Here is a 23,112-nt window from a genome sequence, read left to right on the forward strand (position 1 = left end):
TCAATTACTGGTTCTGACCGTCGAGCTTGGCCTTCAGCAGCGCGCCAAGGTTCGTCGTGCCGGTAGCAGCAGAGCTCGAATCCGACGAAGCCAGGCCGCGGATCGCTTCCTGTTGCTCAGCCGAATCCTTGGCCTTGACCGACAGGTTGATACCACGCGACTTGCGATCGATGTTGATGATCATCGCGTTGACCTTGTCGCCTTCCTTCAGCACGTTGCGAGCATCTTCCACGCGGTCTTGTGCGATTTCCGAAGCACGCAGATAGCCTTCGACTTCCGCCGACAGCTGAACCACTGCACCCTTCGCATCTACCGTCTTGACCACGCCGTCGACGATCGAACCCTTGTCGTTCATTGCAACGAAGTTGCTGAACGGGTCGCCTTCGAGCTGCTTGATACCCAGCGAAATGCGTTCCTTCTCGACGTCGATGCCGAGAACGATCGCTTCCACTTCGTCGCCCTTCTTGTACTTGCGAACTGCTTCTTCGCCCGTTTCCGACCACGACAGGTCCGACAGGTGAACCAGACCGTCGATGCCGCCAGGCAGACCGATGAAGACGCCGAAGTCGGTGATCGACTTGATTGCGCCTTGCAGCTTGTCGCCCTTCTTGAAGTTGCGGCTGAAGTCGTCCCACGGGTTCGGCTTGCATTGCTTCATGCCGAGGCTAATACGGCGGCGGTCTTCGTCGATTTCGAGAACCATGACTTCGACTTCGTCGCCCAGCTGAACAACCTTCGACGGTGCAACGTTCTTGTTCGTCCAGTCCATTTCCGACACGTGAACCAGGCCTTCGATGCCCGATTCGACTTCGACGAATGCGCCGTAGTCGGTGATGTTGGTGACCTTACCGAACAGGCGCGTGCCCGACGGGTAACGGCGGGAAATGCCTTCCCACGGATCGTCGCCCAGTTGCTTGATACCCAGCGAAACGCGGTTCTTTTCTTGATCGAACTTGAGGATCTTCGCGGTGACTTCCTGGCCAACCGACAGAACTTCGCTCGGGTGACGCACACGACGCCATGCGATGTCGGTGATGTGCAGCAGGCCGTCGATACCGCCGAGGTCCACGAACGCGCCGTAATCGGTGATGTTCTTCACCACGCCTTCCACGATCGCGCCTTCCTTCAGCGTTTCGAGCAGCTTTGCGCGCTCTTCGCCTTGGGTCGCTTCGATCACAGCACGGCGCGACAGCACGACGTTGTTACGCTTGCGGTCGAGCTTGATGACGCGGAATTCCAGCGTCTTGCCTTCGTACGGGGTCGTGTCCTTGACCGGACGCGTGTCAACCAGCGAACCCGGCAGGAACGCGCGGATGCCGTTGACCATGACGGTCATGCCGCCCTTGACCTTGCCCGTGATCGTGCCGGTCACGAGTTCGTTGTTGTCGAGAGCCTTTTCCAGCGACAGCCACGAAGCCAGGCGCTTCGCCTTGTCGCGCGACAGGATCGTGTCGCCATAGCCGTTTTCCAGCGCGTCGATCGCGACGGAAACGAAGTCGCCCGCCTGCACTTCTACCTCGCCCGCGTCGTTCAGGAACTCTTCGAGCGGGATGTAGGCTTCGGACTTGAGACCAGCGTTGACGACCACGAAGTTGTGGTCAACACGCACGACTTCGGCGGAGATCACCTCGCCAGCGCGCATGTCTTGCTTGGTCAGCGACTCTTCGAACAGAGCCGCAAAAGATTCGGTATTCGGGTTGGAAGTTTGCAGGTCGGACATAAAAATCAAAATTTGCATGGTTCTCGCGGTGCCCGGCTGGCCGGATGGTCAGCAACTTCGGCAAGAAAGCGAATGCCACGCGGGGTTAAGGGGTTAATACACGCTCCACAACACACGCGGAGCACCTACTGACAACGTTACTTCTCACTACTTTTCTACTGCGCCCACTGCTCAGACGCCACTCGGACATCAGGCATGCGGGACCCATGCTTCATACCACTGCACCACCTGTTCGACCGCCTGGTCGACCGACAATGCTGAAGTATCAAGCAGCTTTGCATCCGCTGCGGGCTTGAGCGGCGCGGCCGTGCGCTGACTGTCACGCTCGTCGCGCTCACGCAAATCCCGGAGCAAGTCATCTATATTAGCAGAAAATCCTTTTTGGATCAATTGCTTATGCCGGCGTGCCGCACGGGCCTCGACGCTGGCGGTCATGAACACCTTCAGCACGGCGTCCTGGAAGATCACCGTGCCCATGTCGCGGCCGTCGGCGACCAGCCCCGGTTCCTTACGGAAAGCCCGCTGACGGGCTACCAGCGCGGTTCGCACGGGCGCGTGCACGGCAATCGCCGAGGCCCGGCTGCCGACTTCTTCGGCACGAATGTCGGCGGATACGTCGGCGCCGTCGAGCTGCGCCAGCCCCTCGCGAAAGGTGATGTGCAGGTCGTCGATCAGCTTTACCAGCGCCTCGACGTCATCCGCCACGATGTTGTAGCGCATGCTGGCCAGCGCGGCGAGCCGGTACAACGCGCCGCTATCCAGCAAATGGAAGCCGAGATTCGCGGCAACCAGCGCGGCCACGGTGCCTTTGCCCGAGGCGCTGGGGCCGTCGATCGTAATGACGGGCGTTTGGTGAAAGGGACGGATCGGTTTCATCGAAAAAGTCGCACGTCAGTCGATTCAGAGCGAATCAGGGTTGAGCGAGCGCGGTGAAGCGCTCGAAATAGTCAGGGAACGTCTTGCCGACGCACTTCGGGTCGTTGATCCGGACCGGCACGCCGCCCAGGCTCACGAGCGAGAAGCACATCGCCATGCGGTGATCGTCGTAGGTGTCGATCGAAGCGTTCGGAATCAGCTTTTCAGGCGGCGTGACGACGAGGAAATCCTCGCCCTCCTGCACTTTCGCGCCGACCTTGCGCAGTTCGATGGCCATCGCGGCGATCCGGTCGGTTTCCTTCACCCGCCAGCTCGCGATGTTGCGCAGCGTGGTCGTGCCGTCCGCAAACAGCGCGGCGACGGCGATCGTCATCGCGGCGTCCGGAATCAGGTTGAAGTCCATGTCGATCGGATCGAGCTTGCCGTTATCGTTGCCGACACCGCGCACTTCGATCCAGTCGTCGCCCATCTGCAGGTTCGCGCCCATCTTGATGAGCGCATCGGCGAAACCGACGTCGCCCTGGATGCTGGAGCGGCCCACTCCTTCCACCCGCAGCGGGCCGCCGCCGAGCGCGCCCGCCGCGAGGAAATATGATGCCGACGACGCGTCGCCTTCCACCATGATCGTGCCCGGCGACTGATAACGCTGCCCCGCCGGCACGATGAACCGGTGCCATTCATGGCGCTCGACCTTGATGCCGAAACGCTCCATCAGCTTGATCGTGATCTCGATGTACGGTTTCGAGATCAGCTCACCGTCCACCTGTACGGTCGTTACGCCGCTTTCGGTACGCAACAGCGGCAACGTCATCAGCAGTGAAGTCAGGAACTGGCTCGACACATCGCCGCGTACGCGGATCGGCGCATCAGCCGTGATTTGCGCCGGGCGAATCCGCAGCGGCGGATAGCCTTCGTTCTCTTCGTAGTCGATCTTCGCACCGATCTGCCGCAAACCGTCGACCAGATCACCGATCGGCCGCTCGTGCATACGCGGCACGCCGTGGATACGATAGTCGCCGCCATTCACGGCGAGCGCCGCGGTCAGCGGACGCACCGCCGTGCCGGCATTGCCGAGGAACAGATCGGCCGTGCGCGCCGTGAACGCGCCACGCGTGCCGCTCACGACACAGGTGTCGCCTTCGCGCTTCAGACGCACACCGAGCTTTTCGAGCGCGTCGAGCATCACGCGGGTGTCGTCGGAGTCGAGCAGGTTCGTGATCGTCGTTTCGCCTTCGGCGAGCGCCGCGAGCAGCAGCACGCGATTCGAAATGCTTTTCGAGCCGGGCAAACGAACCGTGCCGGACGCACGAGAAAATGGTCCGAGATCGAGGAATTCCATGATTGAGTCCAGTTCCGGTTATTTCGAAGCGTCGCCGAGGGCGGCCCCTGCACTGCGCTGTTCCTGCCATTCGCTGCGCGCGACGCGCGAGCGCGCGAACACGGCTTCGAGCGCCGCGCCGTCGCCGGCTTCGATCGCCGCGCGCAAGCGCGCGAGCACCGCCGTGTAGGCATCCAATTCGTCGAGCAACGCGGCGCGATTCGCCACGCACACATCGCGCCACATTTCCGGGCTCGACGCGGCGATGCGCGTGAAGTCACGGAAGCCGCCGGCAGCGAATGAAAATTTCAGCGCGGCGTCGGGCGAATTGAGAATCTGCTCGACCAGCGCGAACGACAAAACGTGCGGCAAATGGCTCACCGATGCGAGCACGCGATCGTGCTGCTCGGGCGTCATCTCCCGCACACAGGCGCCGGTTGCACGCCACATCGCGGCAACGCGCTCGACCACTTCCGGCGCGTTCTCCGGCAGCGGACACAAGACGACGTTGCGATTCACGTACAGATCAGGCAACGCCGCATCGGGGCCGCTCGCTTCACGGCCGGCAATCGGATGCCCCGGCACGAACTGGCCGATGCGCGCGCCGAGCGCCGCGCGCGCGGAAGCCACGACGTCCGACTTGGTGCTGCCGGCATCGGTGACGATCGTATTGGTATCGAGAAACGGCGCAATGCGTTCGAGCAGCGGCTGAGTCTGCGCGACAGGTGCGGCAAGCAGCACGAAATCGGCACCGGACAGCGCCGCACGCAACGCCGCGTCGTCACCCAACGCCGCGGTTTCATCAACCACACCCAACTCGAGCGCGCGCGCCGTCGACGCGGACGAACGCCCAACACCAATCACGGTTCGCGCGCCTACCGCCTCGCCTCGTTCACGCAACGCGCGCGCGAGCGATCCGCCGATCAGGCCGACACCGAAAATCACCAGCTTATTAAAAGAAAACGCGGCCACGTCGGTCACTGAAAAAGCGCGCCTTTCATGATTGAGGCGCGCGGGTCAAGGTCAACCGCTTACGCGGTGGCGAGCGTCTTTTCGAGCGCCGCGAGGAACGCTTCGTTTTCTTCCGGCAGGCCGATCGTGATGCGCAGCCACTGCGGCAAACCGTAGTTGCCGACCGGACGAACGATCACGCCCTGCTTGAGCAACGCGAGGTTGACGCGGTTGCCGGCTGCGTCGTCATTGCCGACCCGCACCAGCACGAAGTTGCCGTCCGACGGCACATACTCGAGGCCGAGTTTGTCGAAGGCTTCGGTCAAAAGACGATAGCCTTGCGCATTCAGCGCCGCGCTCTTTTCCAGAAACGCCTTGTCGTTCAGCGCTGCGATCGCCGCGGCCTGTGCCAGCGTGTTCACGTTGAACGGCTGACGCAGACGGTTCAGCAGATCGGTCAATTCAGGCTGCGCGATCGCAAAGCCGACACGCAGGCCGGCCAGGCCAAAAGCCTTCGAGAAGGTGCGCGAGACCAGCAGGTTCGGATAACGGCGCACCCACGCGATCGAGTCGTAGCGTTTCTCTTCCGGCAGATATTCCGTGTACGCCTCGTCGAGCACGACGACCACGTTGCGCGGCACCTTGTCGAGAAACGCTTCGAGCTTCGCGCCTTCGATAAACGTGCCAGTCGGGTTGTTCGGGTTGGCGACGAAGATCAGGCGGGTGTCGTCCGTGATCGCGGCGAGCATCGCGTCAAGGTCGTGGCCGTACTTGACGGCCGGTACGACGATTGCATTTGCGCCCACGCCTTGCGTGGCGAGCGCGTAGACCGCGAACGAGTATTGCGCGTAGACGATCGACTGTCCCTTCTCCACGAACGCATGCGCGGCAATTTCGAGAATGTCGTTGCTGCCGTTGCCGAGCGTGACCCAGTCGGCCGGCACGCCGTAGCGCTCGCTCAGCGCTGCCTTCAGTTCGAATGCATTCGCGTCCGGATAGCGACCGAGTTCGCTGGCCGCCTGGGCCATGGCGCGTTGTGCCGATTCCGGCATGCCCAGCGGATTTTCGTTCGACGCGAGCTTCACGATGGTCGCTTCGTCGAGGCCAAACTCGCGAGCGACTTCCGAAATCGGCTTGCCGGCGATGTAAGGCGCGATCGCGCGCACATAGGAAGGACCGAAGGACGTTGTCATGAAAATCTCCGAACGACTAATTAGTAGTAAGTGGACCTGCGACAGGCGCGCCTGGGCCGACATCAACGGGCGCGCGGATACGAGCCGAGTATCTTCAGGAACGCGGCCTTCTGACCGAGTTCGGTGAGTGCGGCGGCAACCGCCGGCTCGTCGCGATGACCTTCGACGTCGATATAGAAGTAGTACTCCCACGTGCCGACGCGCGCCGGGCGCGACTCGAAACGGGTCATGGACACGCTATGGCGCGCCAACGGCTCCAGCAACTTGAACACGGCACCGGGCTCGTTCGCCACCGAAACGATCAACGACGTCTGATCGTGCCCGCTGACGCCAGTGCGCTCCTTGCCGATCATCACGAAACGCGTGCGGTTGTGCGGGTCGTCCTGGATCAGGGCGTACGCGACTTGCAGACCGTAATGAGTCGCCGCGCGGTCGCCTGCGATGGCGGCAACCGTCGGATCTTCCGCCGCCATGCGCGCGGCTTCGGCATTGCTCGACACCGCCTGCCGTTCGAGATGCGGCGCGTTGGTCGCAAGCCAGCGCTGGCACTGGGCGAGCGCCTGCGCGTGCGCGCACACCCTGGTCACGCCAGTGAGGCCGCCGTTCAGCGTCAGGAGATTATGGTGAATCGGCAGGGCCAGTTCGCCGCCGATCGTCAGTTGGGTTTGCAACAGCAGATCGAGCGTGCGCGACACCGCGCCTTCGGTCGAATTCTCGACCGGCACGACGCCAAACTCGGCTGCACCTGCTTCGACCGAGCGAAATACTTCGTCGATCGACGGGCACGGCAGACCTTCGATCGACTGACCGAAGTACTCGTGCATCGCCTGTTCGCTATACGTCCCGACCGGGCCGAGATACGCGGCCTTGATGCTCTTTTCGAGCGCGCGGCTCGCAGCCATGATCTCGCGCCAGATCGCGCTGATATGCTCGCTGGCCAGCGGGCCGTCGCTCATATCCTGCAAGCGCGCGATCACCTGCTGCTCGCGCTCGGGGCGGAACACCGGTGCGTTGAAATGCTTCTTCACCTCGCCCACTTCGAGCGCCACCGCGGCACGCTGATTGAGAAGCGCGATCAGCTGCGCGTCGAGCGCGTCGATGCGTTCGCGGAGGGGTTTGAGTCGGGTATTGAGTTCGTCGTCCATGCGTGAAAACGGCCCTGCCGGTAGCTGCTGCACAAATGCGTGCTGGAAAGGATGCGCGTGCCTGAATATCGAAGACGATCAGGCGCTGCGCTGTTCGAATTCCTTCATGTATTCGACAAGCGCTTTGACGCCTTCGAGCGGGACGGCGTTATAAATCGACGCCCGCATGCCGCCGACGGACTTGTGGCCCTTTAGCTGCACCATTCCCCGCGCTTTCGCGCCGGCCAGGAAATCTTCGTTGCGCGACTCGTCGGCGAGGAAAAACGGTACGTTCATCCGCGAGCGCGAGCCACGCTCGACCTTGTTCAGATAGAAGCTGCTCGAATCGATCGTGTCGTACAACAGCTTCGATTTCTCGAGGTTACGCGCTTCCATCGCGGTAAGGCCGCCCTGCTTCTTCAACCACTTGAACACCAGCCCTGCGATGTAGATCGCGTACGTGGGCGGCGTGTTGTACATCGAATTGTTCTCGGCGACGGTTTTCCATTCGAACGCCGATGGGCAGATCGCCTGCGAGCGGTCCAGCATGTCTTCGCGGACGATCACGACGGTCACACCCGCCATGCCGATGTTCTTCTGCGCGCCGCCGAACAGCACGCCATATTTGGCGATGTCCATCGGGCGCGACAGGATGTGCGACGAGGCGTCCGCCACCAGCGGAATATCGCCGAGGTCGGGAATCTCGAACGTTTCGACGCCGTGAATCGTTTCGTTGGTGCACAGATGCACGTACGCGGGATCGTCCGACAGTTGCCATTCCGAGCGCGCCGGCGCGCGAGTGAAGCCCTCTGCCGTCTGGCCGCTCGCCGCCAGATGCACCGTGCCGTACTTTTGCGCTTCTTTCAGCGACTTTTGCGACCAGGAACCCGTCACGACGAAATCCGCGCGCGGTTTCGCGCCCATCAGATTCATCGGCACGATCGCGTTTTCGCCCAGGCCGCCGCCTTGCAGGAACAGGATGCGGTGGCTGGCGGGCACCGCGAGCAAGTCGCGCAGATCGACGAGCGCTTCCTCGTGGATCGACATGAATTCTTTGCCGCGATGGCTCATTTCCATCACGCTCATGCCACTGCCCTGCCAATCGAGCATCTCGTCGGCTGCCTGACGCAGCACTTCTTCGGGCATGGCAGCCGGGCCGGCAGAGAAATTAAAGACGCGCATCGTGAGATCCTGGAAGCTGGCGCGAAAAACGAACAGATCGCGCAAAAATCGGCGAAGTTGGCAGCCGCGAAGGCAGCCATTGCAAAGTTTGCGACGCGAAACTCGACAACGCGAGTTTCGCGACACGCGTCTGGCAACACGCGTTTGACAACATTTCCGCGCCCAAAAAGAAAATGGCCGTCTGCGCGTGTGCGCAAACGGCCATTATCGCATTGTCACCGCCAACCCGCCAAACCCGGCACGCCATATGGCTTACCGAGCGGCGGGTAACGCGATGTCAGCGCAGCCTTTCGACCTTTTGACTCAACTCGCTGGCTTATTTAGCCAACTCATTTAACCAATTTACTTAGCCGGCTTGACCGAAGCGACTTCCTTGTCAGCCTGGTCGCGCGTTGCCTTGATCGATTGCGGCATGTACTTTTGCATCAGGCCATTCACGACGTCGCGGCCAACCTGGTCTTGCACCTGGATGAACTTGCGGCCGGTCGGGCTCTTGTAGAACGCGGTCAGATCCTTGATTTCCGACGTGCTGTAGTACTTCGCGTAAGCGTCGTACTGAGCTTGCATCGCGTCCTGGCGGAAGCTGTCCGTTGCGAACACTTGACCTGCACCGTCAACCAGCTTCGGCACTGCGTTCTTTTGCAGCGTCGGGACGGAAGCCTGCTTCTGCTTGTCCGTCATCGTCTTGTTTTCGCTCAGGGCGTCCGACAGGATAGCCGGAACCAGCTGCTTGGCTTGCATCTGGGCGCTGTTGCCGATCGCGCCGACGAGCTTCTGCGCGTCGATTGCGTCCAGCAGGTCCTTGATTGCAGCCTGCTTGGCCGGATCAACCGGTGCAGCGGCAGCAGCCGGAGCCGCCGGGGCCGGGCTCTGAAGCGCTTGAGCCATAGCGAAGGTCGGCACGAGAGCAGCCAGCAACATCAGTTGTTTGAATCGTTTTTGCATCATTACTCCCTAAGAGAAATTAACTTGAACTGCAAGCTGCGCGGGATGCGTATCGGCCCGACACGCCATTGTTCCCTGCGCAGCTTTCAACCAATAACTGAGACTGAAAGCTGCCGACGCGAATCAGGCCGCACCACCGTCTTCACTGCCGTTGTCGCCTTCGGCAGGACCTTCGGTGTCGCCTTCCACATCGATATCTGCTTCCGCCTCAGCAACCTGTTGCAGACCTGAAAGCTTGGTCCCTTCGTCAAGGCTGATGAGTGTAACACCTTGGGTTGCGCGCCCCATTTCGCGGATTTCCGATACGCGAGTACGAATCAGCACGCCCGTATTGGTGATCAGCATGATCTGCGCTTCCTGATCCACCAGCGTCGCGGCGACGACCTTGCCGTTACGCTCCGACGTCTGGATCGCGATCATTCCCTTGGTGCCGCGCCCGTGACGCGTGTACTCGATGATCGGCGTGCGCTTGCCGTAGCCGTTTTCGGTTGCAGTCAGCACCGACTGCTGCTCGTCGCCGGCCACCAGCAACGCAATCACACTCTGACCGTCTTCGAGTTGCATGCCGCGTACGCCACGCGCCTCGCGGCCCATCGGGCGCACGTCGTTCTCGTCGAAGCGAACTGCCTTGCCCGAATCCGAGAACAGCATCACGTCATGCTGACCGTCTGTGATCGCGGCGCCGATCAGGTAGTCGCCGTCATCCAGGCCGACCGCAATAATACCCTTGCGCAACACGCGGCCAAAGGCTTCTAGCGGCGTCTTTTTTACGGTTCCTAACGCGGTGCCCATAAAGACGAATTTGTCAGCCGAAAATTCCTTGACTGGCAAGACAACCGTAATCTTCTCGCCGTCCTGCAGCGGGAAGATATTGACGATCGGACGGCCGCGCGAGTTCCGCGAACCTTGCGGCACTTCGTAGACCTTCACGCTGTAGACGCGACCACGATTCGAGAAGCACAGAATGTGATCGTGCGTGTTCGCGATGAACAGCGTGTCGATCCAGTCGTCTTCCTTCATCGCCGTGGCCTGTTTGCCGCGGCCACCCCGCTTCTGCGCACTGTATTCGGACAGCGGCTGCGATTTCACATAGCCCGCGTGCGACATGGTCACGACCATCTCCTGCGGCGTGATCAGGTCTTCGGTGTTCAGTTCGGTTGCGTTCAGCTCGATCTTCGAGCGGCGCGCGTCGCCGAATTCGGCTTTGATCGACGTCAGTTCCTCGACGATGATCGCCGTGATGCGTTCCGGGCGAGCCAGAATGTCCAGCAGGTCGGCGATTTGCGCCATCACTTCGCGGTACTCGCCGATGATCTTGTCCTGCTCCAGACCCGTCAGGCGTTGCAGACGCATCTGCAAGATTTCCTGAGCCTGGGTGTCGGACAAGCGGTAGAGGCCGTCGGACTGCATACCGAACGACGGATTCAAACCGTCAGGGCGATACGCCTCACGACCACCGGCCGACGCGTTTTCCGTCTCGGCGCGCGACAACATTTCGCGCACCAGCGACGAATCCCACGGACGCGCCATCAATTCCTGCTTGGCGATCGGCGGTGTCGGCGCAGCCTTGATGATCGCGATGAACTCGTCGATGTTGGCGAGCGCGACAGCCAGACCTTCGAGCACGTGACCGCGTTCGCGGGCCTTGCGCAGTTCGTATACAGTGCGCCGCGTCAGCACTTCCCGGCGATGCGACAGGAAGCACGCCAGCATTTCCTTCAGGTTCAGCAGTTTCGGCTGGCCGTCGACCAGCGCGACCATGTTCATGCCGAAGGTGTCCTGAAGCTGGGTCGCCTTATACAGATTGTTGAGAACGACTTCCGGCACTTCGCCGCGCTTCAACTCGATCACGACGCGCATGCCGCTCTTGTCGGATTCGTCGCGGATGTCGGAGATGCCTTCGAGCTTCTTCTCGTTGACCAGCTCGGCGATGCGCTCAAGAAGTGAGCGCTTGTTCACCTGGTACGGCAGCTCGTCGACGATGATCGACATGCGCTGACCGCGGTCGATTTCCTCGAAGTGGGTAAGCGCGCGCATCACAACGCGGCCGCGGCCAGTGCGATAGCCGTCGCGAACGCCGGCCACGCCGTAGATGATGCCGGCGGTCGGGAAGTCAGGCGCCGGAATGATCTCGATCAGTTCGTCGATCGTGGCTTCCGGGTTTTTCAGCAGATGCTGACATGCGTCGACAACCTCGTTGAGGTTGTGCGGCGGGATGTTGGTCGCCATGCCGACCGCAATACCGGACGAGCCATTGATCAGTAGATTGGGAATACGCGCCGGCAGGATGGCCGGTTCGTTTTCACTGCCGTCGTAGTTCGGCGTGAAATCGACGGTTTCCTTGTCGATATCGGCCAGCAGCTCGTGGCCGATCTTTGCCATGCGGATTTCGGTATACCGCATTGCCGCGGCGTTGTCGCCGTCGACCGAACCGAAGTTGCCCTGACCGTCCACCAGCATGTAGCGCAGCGAGAAGTTCTGCGCCATCCGGACGATGGTGTCGTAAACAGCCGTGTCGCCGTGCGGGTGATATTTACCGATGACGTCGCCGACAATACGCGCCGACTTCTTGTACGCCCGGTTCCAGTCGTTGTTCAGTTCGTGCATCGCGTACAGCACGCGCCGGTGCACCGGCTTCAGGCCATCGCGAACATCGGGAAGCGCACGCCCCACGATCACGCTCATCGCGTAATCGAGATACGAACGGCGCATTTCCTCCTCTAGGGAGATTGGCAGAGTCTCTTTGGCGAATTGATCCATTATCCGTATCTTTTACGTGCCAAGGCGACGGCGTGAAGCTGACCTCACCTCGCCGCGCCTTCGCGTAAGCATTGCAGGCGCAACGCATCACGCGATTCTAACATGCCGCGCATCCGCCCCCGGCTGGGGTACGTATACCTATTAGCAGACGAGAGGGAACGGCGCCTGAACGCCCCATGATGAAGTCGGGGCAGGCTCGATTTGTGCGTGGGGCAATTCGCCGCTCAGCCATGACTGGCGGTGCCTACAGCGGATTGCTTCTGTTGCGCATGCACCACAATTGGAGGGCGATTTGATCGGGGGCAGATTTTTTTATCGTTGGAAGGGAACGATATGGCAAAATGCCAACGCACAAAGAGTTAGACACTGCTCGAAGTCTACACAGCACGTTTTTTGTTCTACACCGATGTTATACTTCGAGCAATGTATGACTTGTCTTCGTCAACAGGCTCGCAGTAAACCTGCGGTAATCTCAATTTCGAGAGGAGAAATATGAATAAACTTTCAAAGCTCGCGTTCATTGCAGCTACCGCAGTTATGGCTGCATCCGCCATGGCGCAATCGGTGCCGGCGTCGCGACAAGCTACGAACGACAACTGGGTGAATGGTACCGGCGAATACGTGTGGATGAACGGCACGAACGAGCTTTGCTGGCGCGATGCATTCTGGACGCCGGCAACGGCCAACGCTAAGTGCGATGGCGCCCTGGTTGCCCAGGCTCCGACCCCGCCGGCTCCGGTCGCACCTGCACCGGCTATTACGAGCCAAAAGATTACGTATCAAGCTGACGCTCTGTTCGACTTTGACAAGGCTATCCTGAAGCCGGCTGGCAAGGAAAAGCTGGACGATCTGGCATCGAAGGTCGGCTCGCTGAACCTGGAAGTCATCGTTGCAACGGGTTACACGGACCGTATCGGTTCGGACAAGTACAACGACCGCCTGTCGCTGCGCCGTGCTCAAGCAGTGAAGTCGTACCTCGTGAGCAAGGGCATCGAATCCAACCGTATCTATACGGAAGGCAAGGGCAAGCGCAACCCGGTCACGACCGGTTGCAACCAGAAGAACCACAAGCAACTCGTGGCTTGCCTCGCACCGGATCGTCGCGTGGAAGTCGAAGTTGTCGGTACTTCGAAGCAGTAAGCTACAAGTTACCGCAGTATCAAAGCCCCGCTTCGGCGGGGCTTTTTTTATGCCACAACTGCGGGCGCCGCTCGCCTTCTCCTCCGAGTACGCGCCCGACCTGCCGGAACAGGACGCGCCAGCCACCGCGCGGCATTTTGCCGCCCCGTCGCCCGGCCTATATACTCAGGGTTTATCCTCGAGCGCCCGCTCAACGCTCTCATCGAGGCAGCTTCCGCTATGACCAACGCCGATCCCCACGAACTGCAGAAATTTAGCGACCTCGCGCATCGTTGGTGGGACCCGAACGCCGAATTCAAACCGCTGCATGAACTCAACCCGATTCGCCTGAGCTGGATCGACGCACACGCGCATCTCGCCGGCAAAACCGTGTTGGATATCGGCTGCGGCGGCGGCATTCTGTCGGAGTCGATGGCGGGATTGGGGGCGCATGTGAAAGGAATCGACCTGTCGACCCAAGCGCTCGGCGTCGCAGATCTTCACAGCCTTGAAAGTGGTGTAACCGTCAGTTACGAAGAAATCGCCGCCGAAGCGCTCGCCGCCCGCGAACCCGGCACGTACGACGTCGTCACCTGCATGGAAATGCTCGAGCACGTGCCCCAACCGGCCGCCATTGTCGAAGCATGCAAAACGCTCGTGAAACCCGGCGGCTGGGTGTTTTTCTCCACGCTGAACCGCAATGTGAAGTCGTATCTGTTTGCGGTGATCGGCGCCGAATATATCGCGCGGATGCTGCCCAAGGGTACGCACGACTACGCGCGCTTCATCCGCCCTTCGGAATTGGCGAGCTTTGTGCGCGCCGCCGACCTGCGCACGGCCGACATCAAAGGTATCGTTTATAACCCGCTCAGCAAGCATTTCACGCTGTCCGCCGACACGAGCGTGAACTACATGCTCGCCTGCCGCCGCGACGTCTGATCCGCCCCGACCTGCCCGGACTCAATCCAATCAATGAGCGATCCCACGCCCCTGCCCCAACGCGAAGATAACGACGACGCGCTCGGTCTTTGCCAGGCTGTCCTGTTCGACCTCGACGGCACGCTGGCCGACACCGCCCCCGATCTGGCGGCTGCCGTCAACAAAATGCGCCACGATCGCAGCCTCGAGATGGTGCCGCTCGAAGATCTGCGGCCGCTCGCGTCCGCGGGCGCACGCGGGCTGATCGGCGGGGCGTTCGGCATCGGTCCGGAAGATCACGAGTTCGCGTCGATGCGCGAGGAGTTTCTCGCCAACTACGAAGCAGACTTGTGCATCGAGACCACGCTGTTTCCCGGCATCCCCGAATTGCTCGACGATCTCGACGCGCGGGGCGTGCGCTGGGGCATCGTGACGAACAAGGTGGCTAGGCTCACCGAGCCGCTGATCGCTCAACTCGGCCTCGAAGAACGCGCCGGCTGCGTGGTAAGCGGCGACACGACTCCGCATTCGAAGCCACACCCCGCGCCGCTGTTGCACGCCGCGCGTGAGCTGGATGTGGTGCCGGAGCGCATCGTCTACGTCGGCGACGACCTGCGCGACGTGCAGGCGGGTTTTGCGGCCGGCATGAAGACCATCGCGGCCGCCTACGGTTACTGCGGCAACGACATTCCGCCGACGCAATGGCACGCGCAGCATGTCGTGCACTCGCCCGCGGAATTGCAGAAGCTGCTGCGCGATATCGGCTGAACAGCTGAACGCATACAGCGAACACCGCAGACACACCACACGCAACGCATAGCTTCGGATCGACAGCGCACCCGCACGGCCAGCCATCAAGCCAATCACCCAGGACGTGGCCGTCAAACTATTGTAAAATCTCCGTCTGGCCCAGATATTTTGGGCAACGAACCGCGGGGGCGACCTGGTTTCGACAGGGGTTGCGAAGCGGCTAGGGCATACCGAGGACCCGTCACCTCGTTAATCAATGGGAAAAACGTAACTGCAAACGACGAAACGTTCGCACTGGCAGCCTAAGGGCCGCCGTCCTCTGCCTAGTTCACTGACGGGCTAGAGTCGCAAGACCGGTAGCAATACCGACAGAGGTCATATACGTCAGTTAAGTCTTGGTGGCGTCACGACGCCAAGGTCGAAAATCTAGTGAATCGCCGTCACGCAGCGTGTTCGTCCGCGTCGTGGTGGTTAAATCAAATGACAGAACTAAGTATGTAGAACTAGTCGTAGAGTGCTTCTGGACGCGGGTTCGATTCCCGCCGCCTCCACCAGAACATTGTTTGAAGCAGCACCATCAAGACTCACTCAAAACCCGTAAGCGGCCTGCTGCTTGCGGGTTTTTTGTTGCCTACGCATACAACAGAAGGCCCGCTCATCGAGCGGGCCTTTTTGCTGGCGGGTATGGCGGGTGTCAAAGAAAGCCGCATGAGGCCAAGGGAATAAACGCATCCGTCCAATCGTTTATTCCCCACGCACGACCGCACACTGCGTTCCGCGTGAGACCAACATCAAAACCAGGAGCCGACATCATGCGCAAGACTCTCTTATGCCTCACCACGCTGACTCTCCTCGCACTGCAACAGACGGCTTTTGCCGAGGCCCCAAAGATCGTCGACGGCCGCTTCGTCACCGCGGACGGCATGACGCTCTATACCTTCGACAAAGACACCAAGCCCGGCATGAGCGCCTGCACCGGCGGCTGCATGACTAACTGGCCGGCGGCCATGGCGAGCGCGTCGGACAAGCCCTCAGGCGACTGGACCGTGATTCCTTCGGCCGACGGCAAACAGCAATGGGCTTATAAAGGCCATCCGCTGTATCGCTACGCGGCCGACAAGCAAGCGGGCGACATGAAGGGAGACGGCTTCAAGGACATGTGGCACACGGCGAAGCCATAACCGCACACCGCTGAACGACGGGCCAGAACCGAGAGACCTTATAAAAAACTCAAACGAAAAACGCCGGCTGCAAGCCGGCGTCTCGAACGAATACAAAACGGAAGACGAAAGCGCTTATTCGTCTTTAGGACACTGCAAATTACACCCGTTCGGATCGCCATTGTCGCCGCGCTTGCGCATGGCTGACTTTTTGTTGGACTGGTATTTGTCCGAGGGCGCGGACGCCGCAAACGGCATCTGCGGATGCTCGGCAAGACGGAACTGATCTTGCAGGATCCCGCCCGGCACACCCGGGGAATTCTGTGCGAAAGCAACCGAGGCGGTCGCGAGAAGCACCCCGGCCGTCGCTGCCGCAGCACATGCGTGAAGAAGAACTTTCATATCGGTTCAGCGCGGCGTAGCGCGCGGTTAAGGCGTAAGCGGAAGGATAGAGATTATCCCAAACAAACGCCGCTCGCAGCGGCGACGGCACCAATTTGTTTACAGTCGCTTACACCGCACCAGGGCCAAGCCCCGCATCGAGATCGAGCAGCTTGCCGCAGTCGCGTGGATCGTAACCTTCGAGCTGTTCGACGCTATGCCGAAACGCCGCGCCGCGCAGCAAGCCGATCACTGTTGCGAGCGGCGCGCGCTCCAGCCGGGCGCGGTCGCAGGCGAAGTAATAGTCTTCGTCGACGATCGGAATGAAGTCGAGCCCGAAGTGATGCGCCGCCGGCTCGACGCCGAAACCCACATCTGCCATGCCGCTTGCCACGAACGCCGCGATCGCCGAGTGCGTGAGTTCCGCCGATGCATAGCCGTTGACCCGATCCGGATCGACTCCGACTTTTCGTAGCGCGAGATCGAGCAGCATGCGCGTGCCGGAACCAGGCTGACGATTGACGAAGCGAATGTCGTCGCGCGCAAGATCGCTCAGGCCGCCGATTCCCTTTGGATTCCCCTTACCGAGAAAGAGGCCCTGCTTGCGCTTCGTCAGATGCACGAGTACATGACGCTGCGGATCGAGCCAACGCCGATAGGTATCCGCGCAGGCCGCGCGAAACTCGCCTAGCGGCAAGTGAAAGCCGGCCAGATCACATTCGCCGCGGGCGAGCGCGCTCACCGCGTCCGCGCTGTCGCGGTATTTGATATCGACCGGCAGGTCATTCGCGACCAATGCCGTCACCAGCGCCGCCACGGCATAACCGTGCGACGCGTAGATGCGGACGTCGTCGGCGGCCGGCGCGAGCCAGCGGTTCAATTCGCTGGCGACTTCGCTCGCGAGCGCCTGCATGTTGCCGTCGAGCCGCTCGCCGCACAGGCGCTGCGCGCGCAACACAGCCTGACCGAGTTCGGACAGCACCGAGCCGCGCCCACGCTCCTTCGCGATCAGCGGACCACCCAAACGCTCCTCGATGCTGCGCAACAAACCCCACGCGTGACGGTAGGACAAACCCTTAAGCGTCGCCGCCTGCGCGATGCTGCCGGACTCGTCCACCAGCGCGAGCAGCGGCACGACGTCCGACAGGCTTGCCTCACGGCCATCCGGGCCCTTCACGACCAGCTGCGCCTGGCACTCGATCCTGATCATATATGTTCAACTCTTTCCTATTGCACGAGGCGTATCACCCGCCTATTGTTCGGCTATCCCATATCGAATATACGAAGCATAAGTGCACGCATTATGAATAACAAGTGCATATATGACTTTGGAGGAGCCCCCACTTGGACGATTCCATCGCCGTCGCGCCGGAGCAGTTGGTGCAGCGTCACGCGCAACCGGGCAGGTCGCTGCTAGCGGTGCTGCACGCCATTCAGGACGAACTCGGCTACGTGCCGCCCGACACGGTTGCGCCTCTCGCGCGTGCCATGAACCTGTCGCGCGCGGAAGTGCATGGCGTCATCACCTACTACCACCATTTCCGCACGCAGCCCGCGGCGCCCGTCACGGTGCAACTGTGTCGCGCTGAAGCATGCCGCAGCATGGGCACCGAGGCGCTCGCGCAGCATATCGAGGCGCACACCGGCTGCCGTTTTGACGCGGAGCATCGGCATGGTGAGACGGTCGAACTGGAATCGGTGTATTGCCTCGGCCAATGCGCACTGTCGCCGGCGATGATGGTCAACGGCACGCTGCACGCGAAAGTGACGCCACAAAAATTCGACGCGCTCTTCGCCGCCGCCAGCAAATGCGTGGAGGTAACGGCATGACGCGCATTTACGTTCCCTGCGATTCCTCGGCGCTTGCGCTCGGCGCCGATGCTCTCGCTCAATCGATCGAATCCGAAGCCGCACGTCGCGGCATTGCAATCGAACTGGTTCGCAACGGTTCGCGCGGTTTGCTGTGGCTTGAACCGCTCGTCGAAGTGGCAACGGCTGAAGGCCGCATCGGTTATGCGAACGTCGAAGAGAGCGACGTTGCCGCGCTGTTCGACGCCGGCTTTATCGAGGGTGGCGAGCACGCCAGCCGTGTCGGTGTGGTCGATGACATCCCGTACCTGAAGAAGCAGCAGCGTCTGACCTTCGCGCGCATCGGCATCACCGATCCGCTTTCCGTCGACGACTACGTCGCTCACGGCGGCCTCGAAGGTCTCAAGCAAGCCCTGCAAACCGACGGCGACGCCGCCTGCGAAGCACTGATCGAATCCGGCCTGCGCGGCCGCGGCGGTGCAGCCTTCCCTGCCGGCATCAAATGGCGCACGGTGCGCGGCGCCAAAGCGGCGCAGAAATACATCGTCTGCAATGCGGACGAAGGCGACTCCGGCACCTTCTCCGACCGTCTCGTGATGGAAAGCGACCCGTATGTGTTGATCGAAGGGATGATCATCGCGGGCGTCGTGACCGGTGCGACAGTCGGCTACATCTACGTACGCAGCGAATATCCGCACTCGATCGCGACGCTCGAAGCCGCGATCGCCAAAGCACGTGCCGCCGGTTGGCTCGGTGATAGCGTGCTCGGCTCGGCGGTGCATCGCTTCGAACTGTTCGTGGCGAAGGGCGCGGGCGCCTATGTGTGCGGCGAGGAAACCGCGTTGCTCGAATCGCTCGAAGGCAAACGCGGCATCGTGCGCGCGAAGCCACCGGTGCCAGCGCTGGTCGGCCTTTACGGCCAGCCGACGGTGATCAACAACGTCATCACCCTCGCGACGGTGCCGATCATCTTCGCGCGTGGTGCGGCGTTCTATAAAGACTTCGGCATGGGCCGTTCGCGCGGCACGCTGCCGTTCCAGCTCGCCGGCAATGTGAAGCAAGGCGGTCTGGTCGAGCTGGCGTTCGGCGTCACGCTGCGCGAATTGCTCTACGACTACGGTGGTGGCACGGCAAGCGGACGCCCGGCGCGCGCCGTGCAGGTTGGCGGCCCGCTCGGCACGTATCTGCCGGAAAGCCAATGGGACATCCCCATGGACTACGAAGCGTACGCGGCCGTCGGCGCGGTGGTCGGCCACGGCGGCATCGTCGTGCATGACGACACGTCGAATCTCGCCGAACTCGCGCAATACGCGATGCACTTCTGCGCGCTGGAATCGTGCGGCAAATGCACGCCGTGCCGGATCGGCTCGACGCGCGGCGTCGAAGTGATCGGACGGATCCGCAACGGCGATACGTCCACGCGGCAAGTGCAGTTGCTGCGCGACCTGTGCGACACGATGGTATCCGGTTCGCTCTGCGCGATGGGCGGCATGACGCCGTTCCCGGTGTTGTCCGCACTTGACCATTTCCCCGAAGACTTCGGTCTCGATAACGTACACGACCTCGCGCCCAAAGCGGCTGCGGCCTGACCCAGGAGCCTCACATGTCCGATGTGCTCAACTCCCCTGCCGGCGCCCCGAAGGAAGTCCCCTTGGGCGGCGGCTGCGGCTCCGGCAACTGCGCGTGCAAATCGCAAGCACAAGCGCAACGTGCGCCCAGTTCGTTCTTTGACGACACCGACTACGGCACACCCGCGCGTCATGCCGACGTCGACGTCACGCTGGAAATCGACGGCCAGTCAGTGACGGTTCCGGCCGGCACGTCCGTGATGCGCGCCGCCGTCGAAGCCGGCGTCAACGTGCCGAAGCTCTGCGCGACCGATTCGCTCGAACCGTTCGGCTCGTGCCGTTTGTGCCTCGTCGAGATCGAAGGCAAGCGCGGCTACCCCGCTTCGTGCACGACGCCTGTCGAAGCCGGCATGAAGGTCCGCACGCAAACCGATCGTCTGCAATCGCTGCGCCGTAACGTGATGGAGCTCTACATCTCCGATCACCCGCTCGACTGCCTGACCTGTCCCGCCAATGGCGACTGCGAATTGCAGGACATGGCCGGGGTCACCGGCCTGCGCGAAGTGCGCTACGGCTTCGATGGCGCGAACCATCTGAAAGACAAGAAGGACGAATCGAATCCGTACTTCACGTACGACCCGTCGAAGTGCATCGTCTGCAATCGTTGCGTGCGCGCGTGCGAAGAAACGCAAGGCACGTTCGCGCTGACCATCGCCGGGCGCGGTTTCGAATCGCGCGTCGCCGCGAGCGAAAACAAGCCATTCATGGAATCGGAATGCGTGTCGTGCGGTGCATGCGTCGCCGCGTGCCCGACCGCGACTTTGCAGGAGAAAACCGTCATCATGCTCGGCCAGGCCGAGCATTCGGTTGTCACCACGTGCGCGTATTGCGGCGTGGGCTGCTCGTTCAAGGCCGAGATGAAGGGCAACCAGGTCGTGCGGATGGTGCCGCACAAGAACGGCCAGGCCAACGAAGGCCACGCATGCGTGAAGGGCCGCTTCGCCTGGGGCTACGCGACGCACAAGGACCGCATCACCAAGCCGATGATCCGCGCGAAAATCACGGATCCGTGGCGTGAAGTCAGTTGGGACGAAGCACTCACGTACGCGGCGTCGGAATTCCGCCGCATTCAGGCGAAGCACGGCCGCGATTCGATCGGCGGCATTACGTCGTCGCGCTGTACGAACGAAGAAACGTATCTCGTGCAGAAGCTCGTGCGCGCCGCCTTCGGCAACAATAACGTCGACACCTGCGCGCGTGTGTGTCACTCGCCGACCGGCTACGGTCTGAAGACCACGCTCGGCGAATCGGCCGGCACGCAAACCTTCGCCTCGGTCGACAAGGCCGACGTCATCATGGTCATCGGCGCCAATCCGACCGACGGCCACCCGGTGTTCGGCTCGCGCATGAAGCGCCGCATCCGTGAAGGCGCGAAGCTGATCGTCGTCGATCCGCGCCGCATCGATATCGTCGATACGCCGCACGTGAAGGCCTCGCATCATTTGCAATTGCGTCCGGGCACCAACGTCGCCGTGGTCAATGCGCTCGCGCATGTGATCGTGACCGAAGGCTTGCTGAACGAAGCGTTCATCGCCGAGCGCTGCGAAACGCGCGCGTTCGAGCAATGGCGTGCGTTCGTCGCCCTGCCCGAGAACGCGCCGGAAGCGACGGAAGAACTCACCGGCGTGCCCGCTGCATCCATCCGCGAAGCCGCGCGTATCTATGCGACCGGTGGCAACGCCGCGATCTATTACGGCCTCGGCGTCACCGAACACGCGCAAGGCTCGACCATGGTGATGGGCATCGCGAATCTGGCGATGGCGACCGGCAACATCGGCCGCGAAGGTGTTGGTGTCAATCCGTTGCGTGGCCAGAACAATGTGCAGGGTTCGTGCGACATGGGCTCGTTCCCGCACGAGCTGCCGGGCTATCGCCACATCAGCGATTCGATCACGCGCGCCTTGTTCGAGGAAGCATGGAACGTCACGCTGCAGCCTGAACCAGGCCTGCGCATTCCGAACATGTTCGATGCGGCCGTGCATGGCACCTTCAAGGGCCTGTACTGTCAGGGCGAAGACATCGTGCAATCCGATCCGAACACGCATCACGTGTCGGCGGCGCTGTCGTCGATGGAATGCATCGTCGTGCAGGACATTTTCCTCAACGAGACCGCGAAGTACGCGCACGTCCTGCTGCCGGGTTCGTCGTTCCTCGAAAAGGACGGCACCTTCACCAACGCGGAACGCCGCATCTCGCGCGTGCGCAAGGTGATGCCGCCTGTGCCGGGTTACGCCGACTGGGAAGTCACGGTGATGCTCGCGCGCGCGCTCGGTTATGAAATGGACTACGCGCATCCGTCGCAGATCATGGACGAGATCGCACGTCTCACGCCGACCTTCCATGGTGTGTCGTACAAGAAGCTCGACGAACTCGGCAGCATCCAGTGGCCGTGCAACGAGGACGCGCCCGACGGTACGCCGACCATGCACATCGACACCTTCGTGCGCGGCAAGGGCAAGTTCGTGATCACGAAGTTCATCGCCACGCCGGAAAAGGTCACGCGCAAGTTCCCGCTGCTGCTCACCACGGGCCGCATCCTGTCGCAGTACAACGTCGGCGCACAGACACGCCGCACCGAAAATTCGCGCTGGCATGACGAAGACCGTCTCGAGATCCACCCGCACGACGCGGAAGAACGCGGCATCAGGAATGACGATTGGGTCGGCATCGAATCCCGCGCGGGACAAACCGTGTTGCGCGCGAAGGTGACCGAGCGGATGCAACCGGGCGTCGTCTACACGACGTTCCACTTCCCCGAATCGGGCGCAAACGTGATCACCACCGATAGCTCGGACTGGGCCACCAACTGTCCCGAGTACAAGGTGACCGCGGTGCAGGTGATGCCGGTCGAACAGCCGTCGCAATGGCAGAAGGACTATTCGCGCTTCAACGCGGAGCAGCTCGATCTGCTGAAGCAGCGCGAGTTGTCCAACGCAACGTCGGGTAAGTGAGGCAAGCCATGGACAGTCAGAATCTGATCGACATGGCGAACCGGATCGGCGATTTTTTCGATTCGATGCCGGACCGTGAGGAAGCGCTCGCCGGCATCGCCGATCATATCCGTCGCTTCTGGGAGCCGCGCATGCGGCGCGCTTTACTGGCGGCGCTCGATGAGCCGGATGCGAGCGGTGTCGAGATGTCGGGCATCGTCAGGGAAGCGCTCGTCAAGCATCGTGACAGCTTGACGCCCGCTGCGGCGGCTGCGGTTTAAGCGAAATCCGGTCAGCCGGCGGATACGACGCGCGCGAGGCGCGTTCGTGTCAGTGCCGCCTCACAGC

Annotated in this window: 19 protein-coding genes and 1 other RNA gene; 9 read left to right on the top strand and 11 right to left on the bottom strand. The window is 61.6% G+C overall.

The window, feature by feature from the left end; translation table 11 throughout:
• Window positions 1–4: 4 nt before the first annotated feature.
• The 9 genes from rpsA to gyrA all read right to left on the bottom strand — a co-directional run bounded on the left by rpsA (window position 5) and on the right by gyrA (window position 12,069).
• The gene (gene rpsA / locus KHO33_RS09625) at window positions 5–1,738 is read right to left on the bottom strand and encodes a 30S ribosomal protein S1 (RefSeq protein WP_028200080.1); all 1,734 of its coding nucleotides are present in this window, start codon (window positions 1,736–1,738) and stop codon (window positions 5–7) included.
• Between the two features lie 171 nt (window positions 1,739–1,909).
• Entirely contained in the window at window positions 1,910–2,596 is a 687-nt protein-coding gene (gene cmk, locus KHO33_RS09630; RefSeq protein ID WP_200564658.1) for a (d)CMP kinase, read from the bottom strand.
• A gap of 34 nt (window positions 2,597–2,630) precedes the next feature.
• Entirely contained in the window at window positions 2,631–3,935 is a 1,305-nt protein-coding gene (gene aroA, locus KHO33_RS09635; RefSeq protein WP_200564659.1) for a 3-phosphoshikimate 1-carboxyvinyltransferase, read from the bottom strand.
• Between the two features lie 18 nt (window positions 3,936–3,953).
• The gene (locus KHO33_RS09640; RefSeq protein ID WP_200564660.1) at window positions 3,954–4,895 is read right to left on the bottom strand and encodes a prephenate dehydrogenase; all 942 of its coding nucleotides are present in this window, start codon (window positions 4,893–4,895) and stop codon (window positions 3,954–3,956) included.
• A 50-nt stretch (window positions 4,896–4,945) separates the two neighbouring features.
• Window positions 4,946–6,058, bottom strand: a complete 1,113-nt coding sequence (hisC, locus tag KHO33_RS09645; protein WP_200564661.1) for a histidinol-phosphate transaminase — start codon at window positions 6,056–6,058, stop codon at window positions 4,946–4,948.
• 62 nt (window positions 6,059–6,120) lie between these two features.
• Complete coding sequence (gene pheA / locus KHO33_RS09650) at window positions 6,121–7,203, bottom strand: prephenate dehydratase (protein ID WP_097393415.1); 1,083 nt, start codon at window positions 7,201–7,203, stop codon at window positions 6,121–6,123.
• Between the two features lie 78 nt (window positions 7,204–7,281).
• Window positions 7,282–8,364 (bottom strand): 3-phosphoserine/phosphohydroxythreonine transaminase, encoded by a 1,083-nt coding sequence (serC, locus tag KHO33_RS09655; protein WP_200564662.1) that lies wholly within the window; start codon window positions 8,362–8,364, stop codon window positions 7,282–7,284.
• 342 nt (window positions 8,365–8,706) lie between these two features.
• Window positions 8,707–9,309 (bottom strand): DUF2059 domain-containing protein, encoded by a 603-nt coding sequence (locus tag KHO33_RS09660; protein WP_054037403.1) that lies wholly within the window; start codon window positions 9,307–9,309, stop codon window positions 8,707–8,709.
• A 123-nt stretch (window positions 9,310–9,432) separates the two neighbouring features.
• Complete coding sequence (gene gyrA / locus KHO33_RS09665; RefSeq protein ID WP_128576492.1) at window positions 9,433–12,069, bottom strand: DNA gyrase subunit A; 2,637 nt, start codon at window positions 12,067–12,069, stop codon at window positions 9,433–9,435.
• A 492-nt stretch (window positions 12,070–12,561) separates the two neighbouring features.
• Between gyrA and ompA the strand changes: the two genes are divergently transcribed.
• The 5 genes from ompA to KHO33_RS09690 all read left to right on the top strand — a co-directional run bounded on the left by ompA (window position 12,562) and on the right by KHO33_RS09690 (window position 16,037).
• The gene (ompA, locus tag KHO33_RS09670; protein WP_054037229.1) at window positions 12,562–13,209 is read left to right on the top strand and encodes an outer membrane protein OmpA; all 648 of its coding nucleotides are present in this window, start codon (window positions 12,562–12,564) and stop codon (window positions 13,207–13,209) included.
• A 219-nt stretch (window positions 13,210–13,428) separates the two neighbouring features.
• Complete coding sequence (ubiG, locus tag KHO33_RS09675) at window positions 13,429–14,127, top strand: bifunctional 2-polyprenyl-6-hydroxyphenol methylase/3-demethylubiquinol 3-O-methyltransferase UbiG (RefSeq protein ID WP_054037231.1); 699 nt, start codon at window positions 13,429–13,431, stop codon at window positions 14,125–14,127.
• Window positions 14,128–14,160: 33 nt separating this feature from the next.
• Window positions 14,161–14,874 (top strand): HAD family hydrolase, encoded by a 714-nt coding sequence (locus KHO33_RS09680; protein WP_054037233.1) that lies wholly within the window; start codon window positions 14,161–14,163, stop codon window positions 14,872–14,874.
• A 166-nt stretch (window positions 14,875–15,040) separates the two neighbouring features.
• Window positions 15,041–15,410: a transfer-messenger RNA gene (gene ssrA, locus KHO33_RS09685) on the top strand.
• 258 nt (window positions 15,411–15,668) lie between these two features.
• Entirely contained in the window at window positions 15,669–16,037 is a 369-nt protein-coding gene (locus KHO33_RS09690) for a COG4315 family predicted lipoprotein (protein WP_054037235.1), read from the top strand.
• A 114-nt stretch (window positions 16,038–16,151) separates the two neighbouring features.
• On the opposite strand, the gene KHO33_RS09695 is transcribed toward KHO33_RS09690, so the two are convergent.
• On the bottom strand, window positions 16,152–16,418 hold the full coding sequence (locus KHO33_RS09695) for a hypothetical protein (RefSeq protein WP_054037237.1): 267 nt from the start codon (window positions 16,416–16,418) through the stop codon (window positions 16,152–16,154).
• Window positions 16,419–16,527: 109 nt separating this feature from the next.
• Window positions 16,528–17,607 carry a substrate-binding domain-containing protein gene (locus KHO33_RS09700; protein WP_200564663.1) on the bottom strand — a complete coding sequence of 360 codons (1,080 nt, stop codon included), beginning with the start codon at window positions 17,605–17,607 and terminating at the stop codon, window positions 16,528–16,530.
• Between the two features lie 134 nt (window positions 17,608–17,741).
• On the opposite strand from KHO33_RS09700, the gene KHO33_RS09705 reads away from it, so the two are divergent.
• From KHO33_RS09705 to KHO33_RS09720, 4 genes are read left to right on the top strand one after another with little or no spacing between them, the layout of a single operon-like run.
• Window positions 17,742–18,227, top strand: a complete 486-nt coding sequence (locus KHO33_RS09705) for an NAD(P)H-dependent oxidoreductase subunit E (RefSeq protein WP_093639199.1) — start codon at window positions 17,742–17,744, stop codon at window positions 18,225–18,227.
• Window positions 18,224–19,795, top strand: coding sequence for a formate dehydrogenase beta subunit (locus KHO33_RS09710; protein ID WP_200564664.1), 1,572 nt, complete (start codon window positions 18,224–18,226; stop codon window positions 19,793–19,795). The genes KHO33_RS09705 and KHO33_RS09710 overlap by 4 nt, the downstream gene beginning before the upstream one ends.
• Window positions 19,796–19,809: 14 nt before the next feature.
• A complete protein-coding gene (fdhF, locus tag KHO33_RS09715) occupies window positions 19,810–22,785 on the top strand; it encodes a formate dehydrogenase subunit alpha (protein WP_200564665.1) in 2,976 nt (991 codons plus the stop codon).
• Window positions 22,786–22,793: 8 nt separating this feature from the next.
• A complete protein-coding gene (locus tag KHO33_RS09720) occupies window positions 22,794–23,045 on the top strand; it encodes a formate dehydrogenase subunit delta (RefSeq protein WP_054037242.1) in 252 nt (83 codons plus the stop codon).
• The last annotated feature ends 67 nt before the right edge of the window (window positions 23,046–23,112 follow it).

It is taken from the genome of Paraburkholderia nemoris (genome assembly GCF_905221015.1).
GTDB lineage: Bacteria > Pseudomonadota > Gammaproteobacteria > Burkholderiales > Burkholderiaceae > Paraburkholderia > Paraburkholderia nemoris.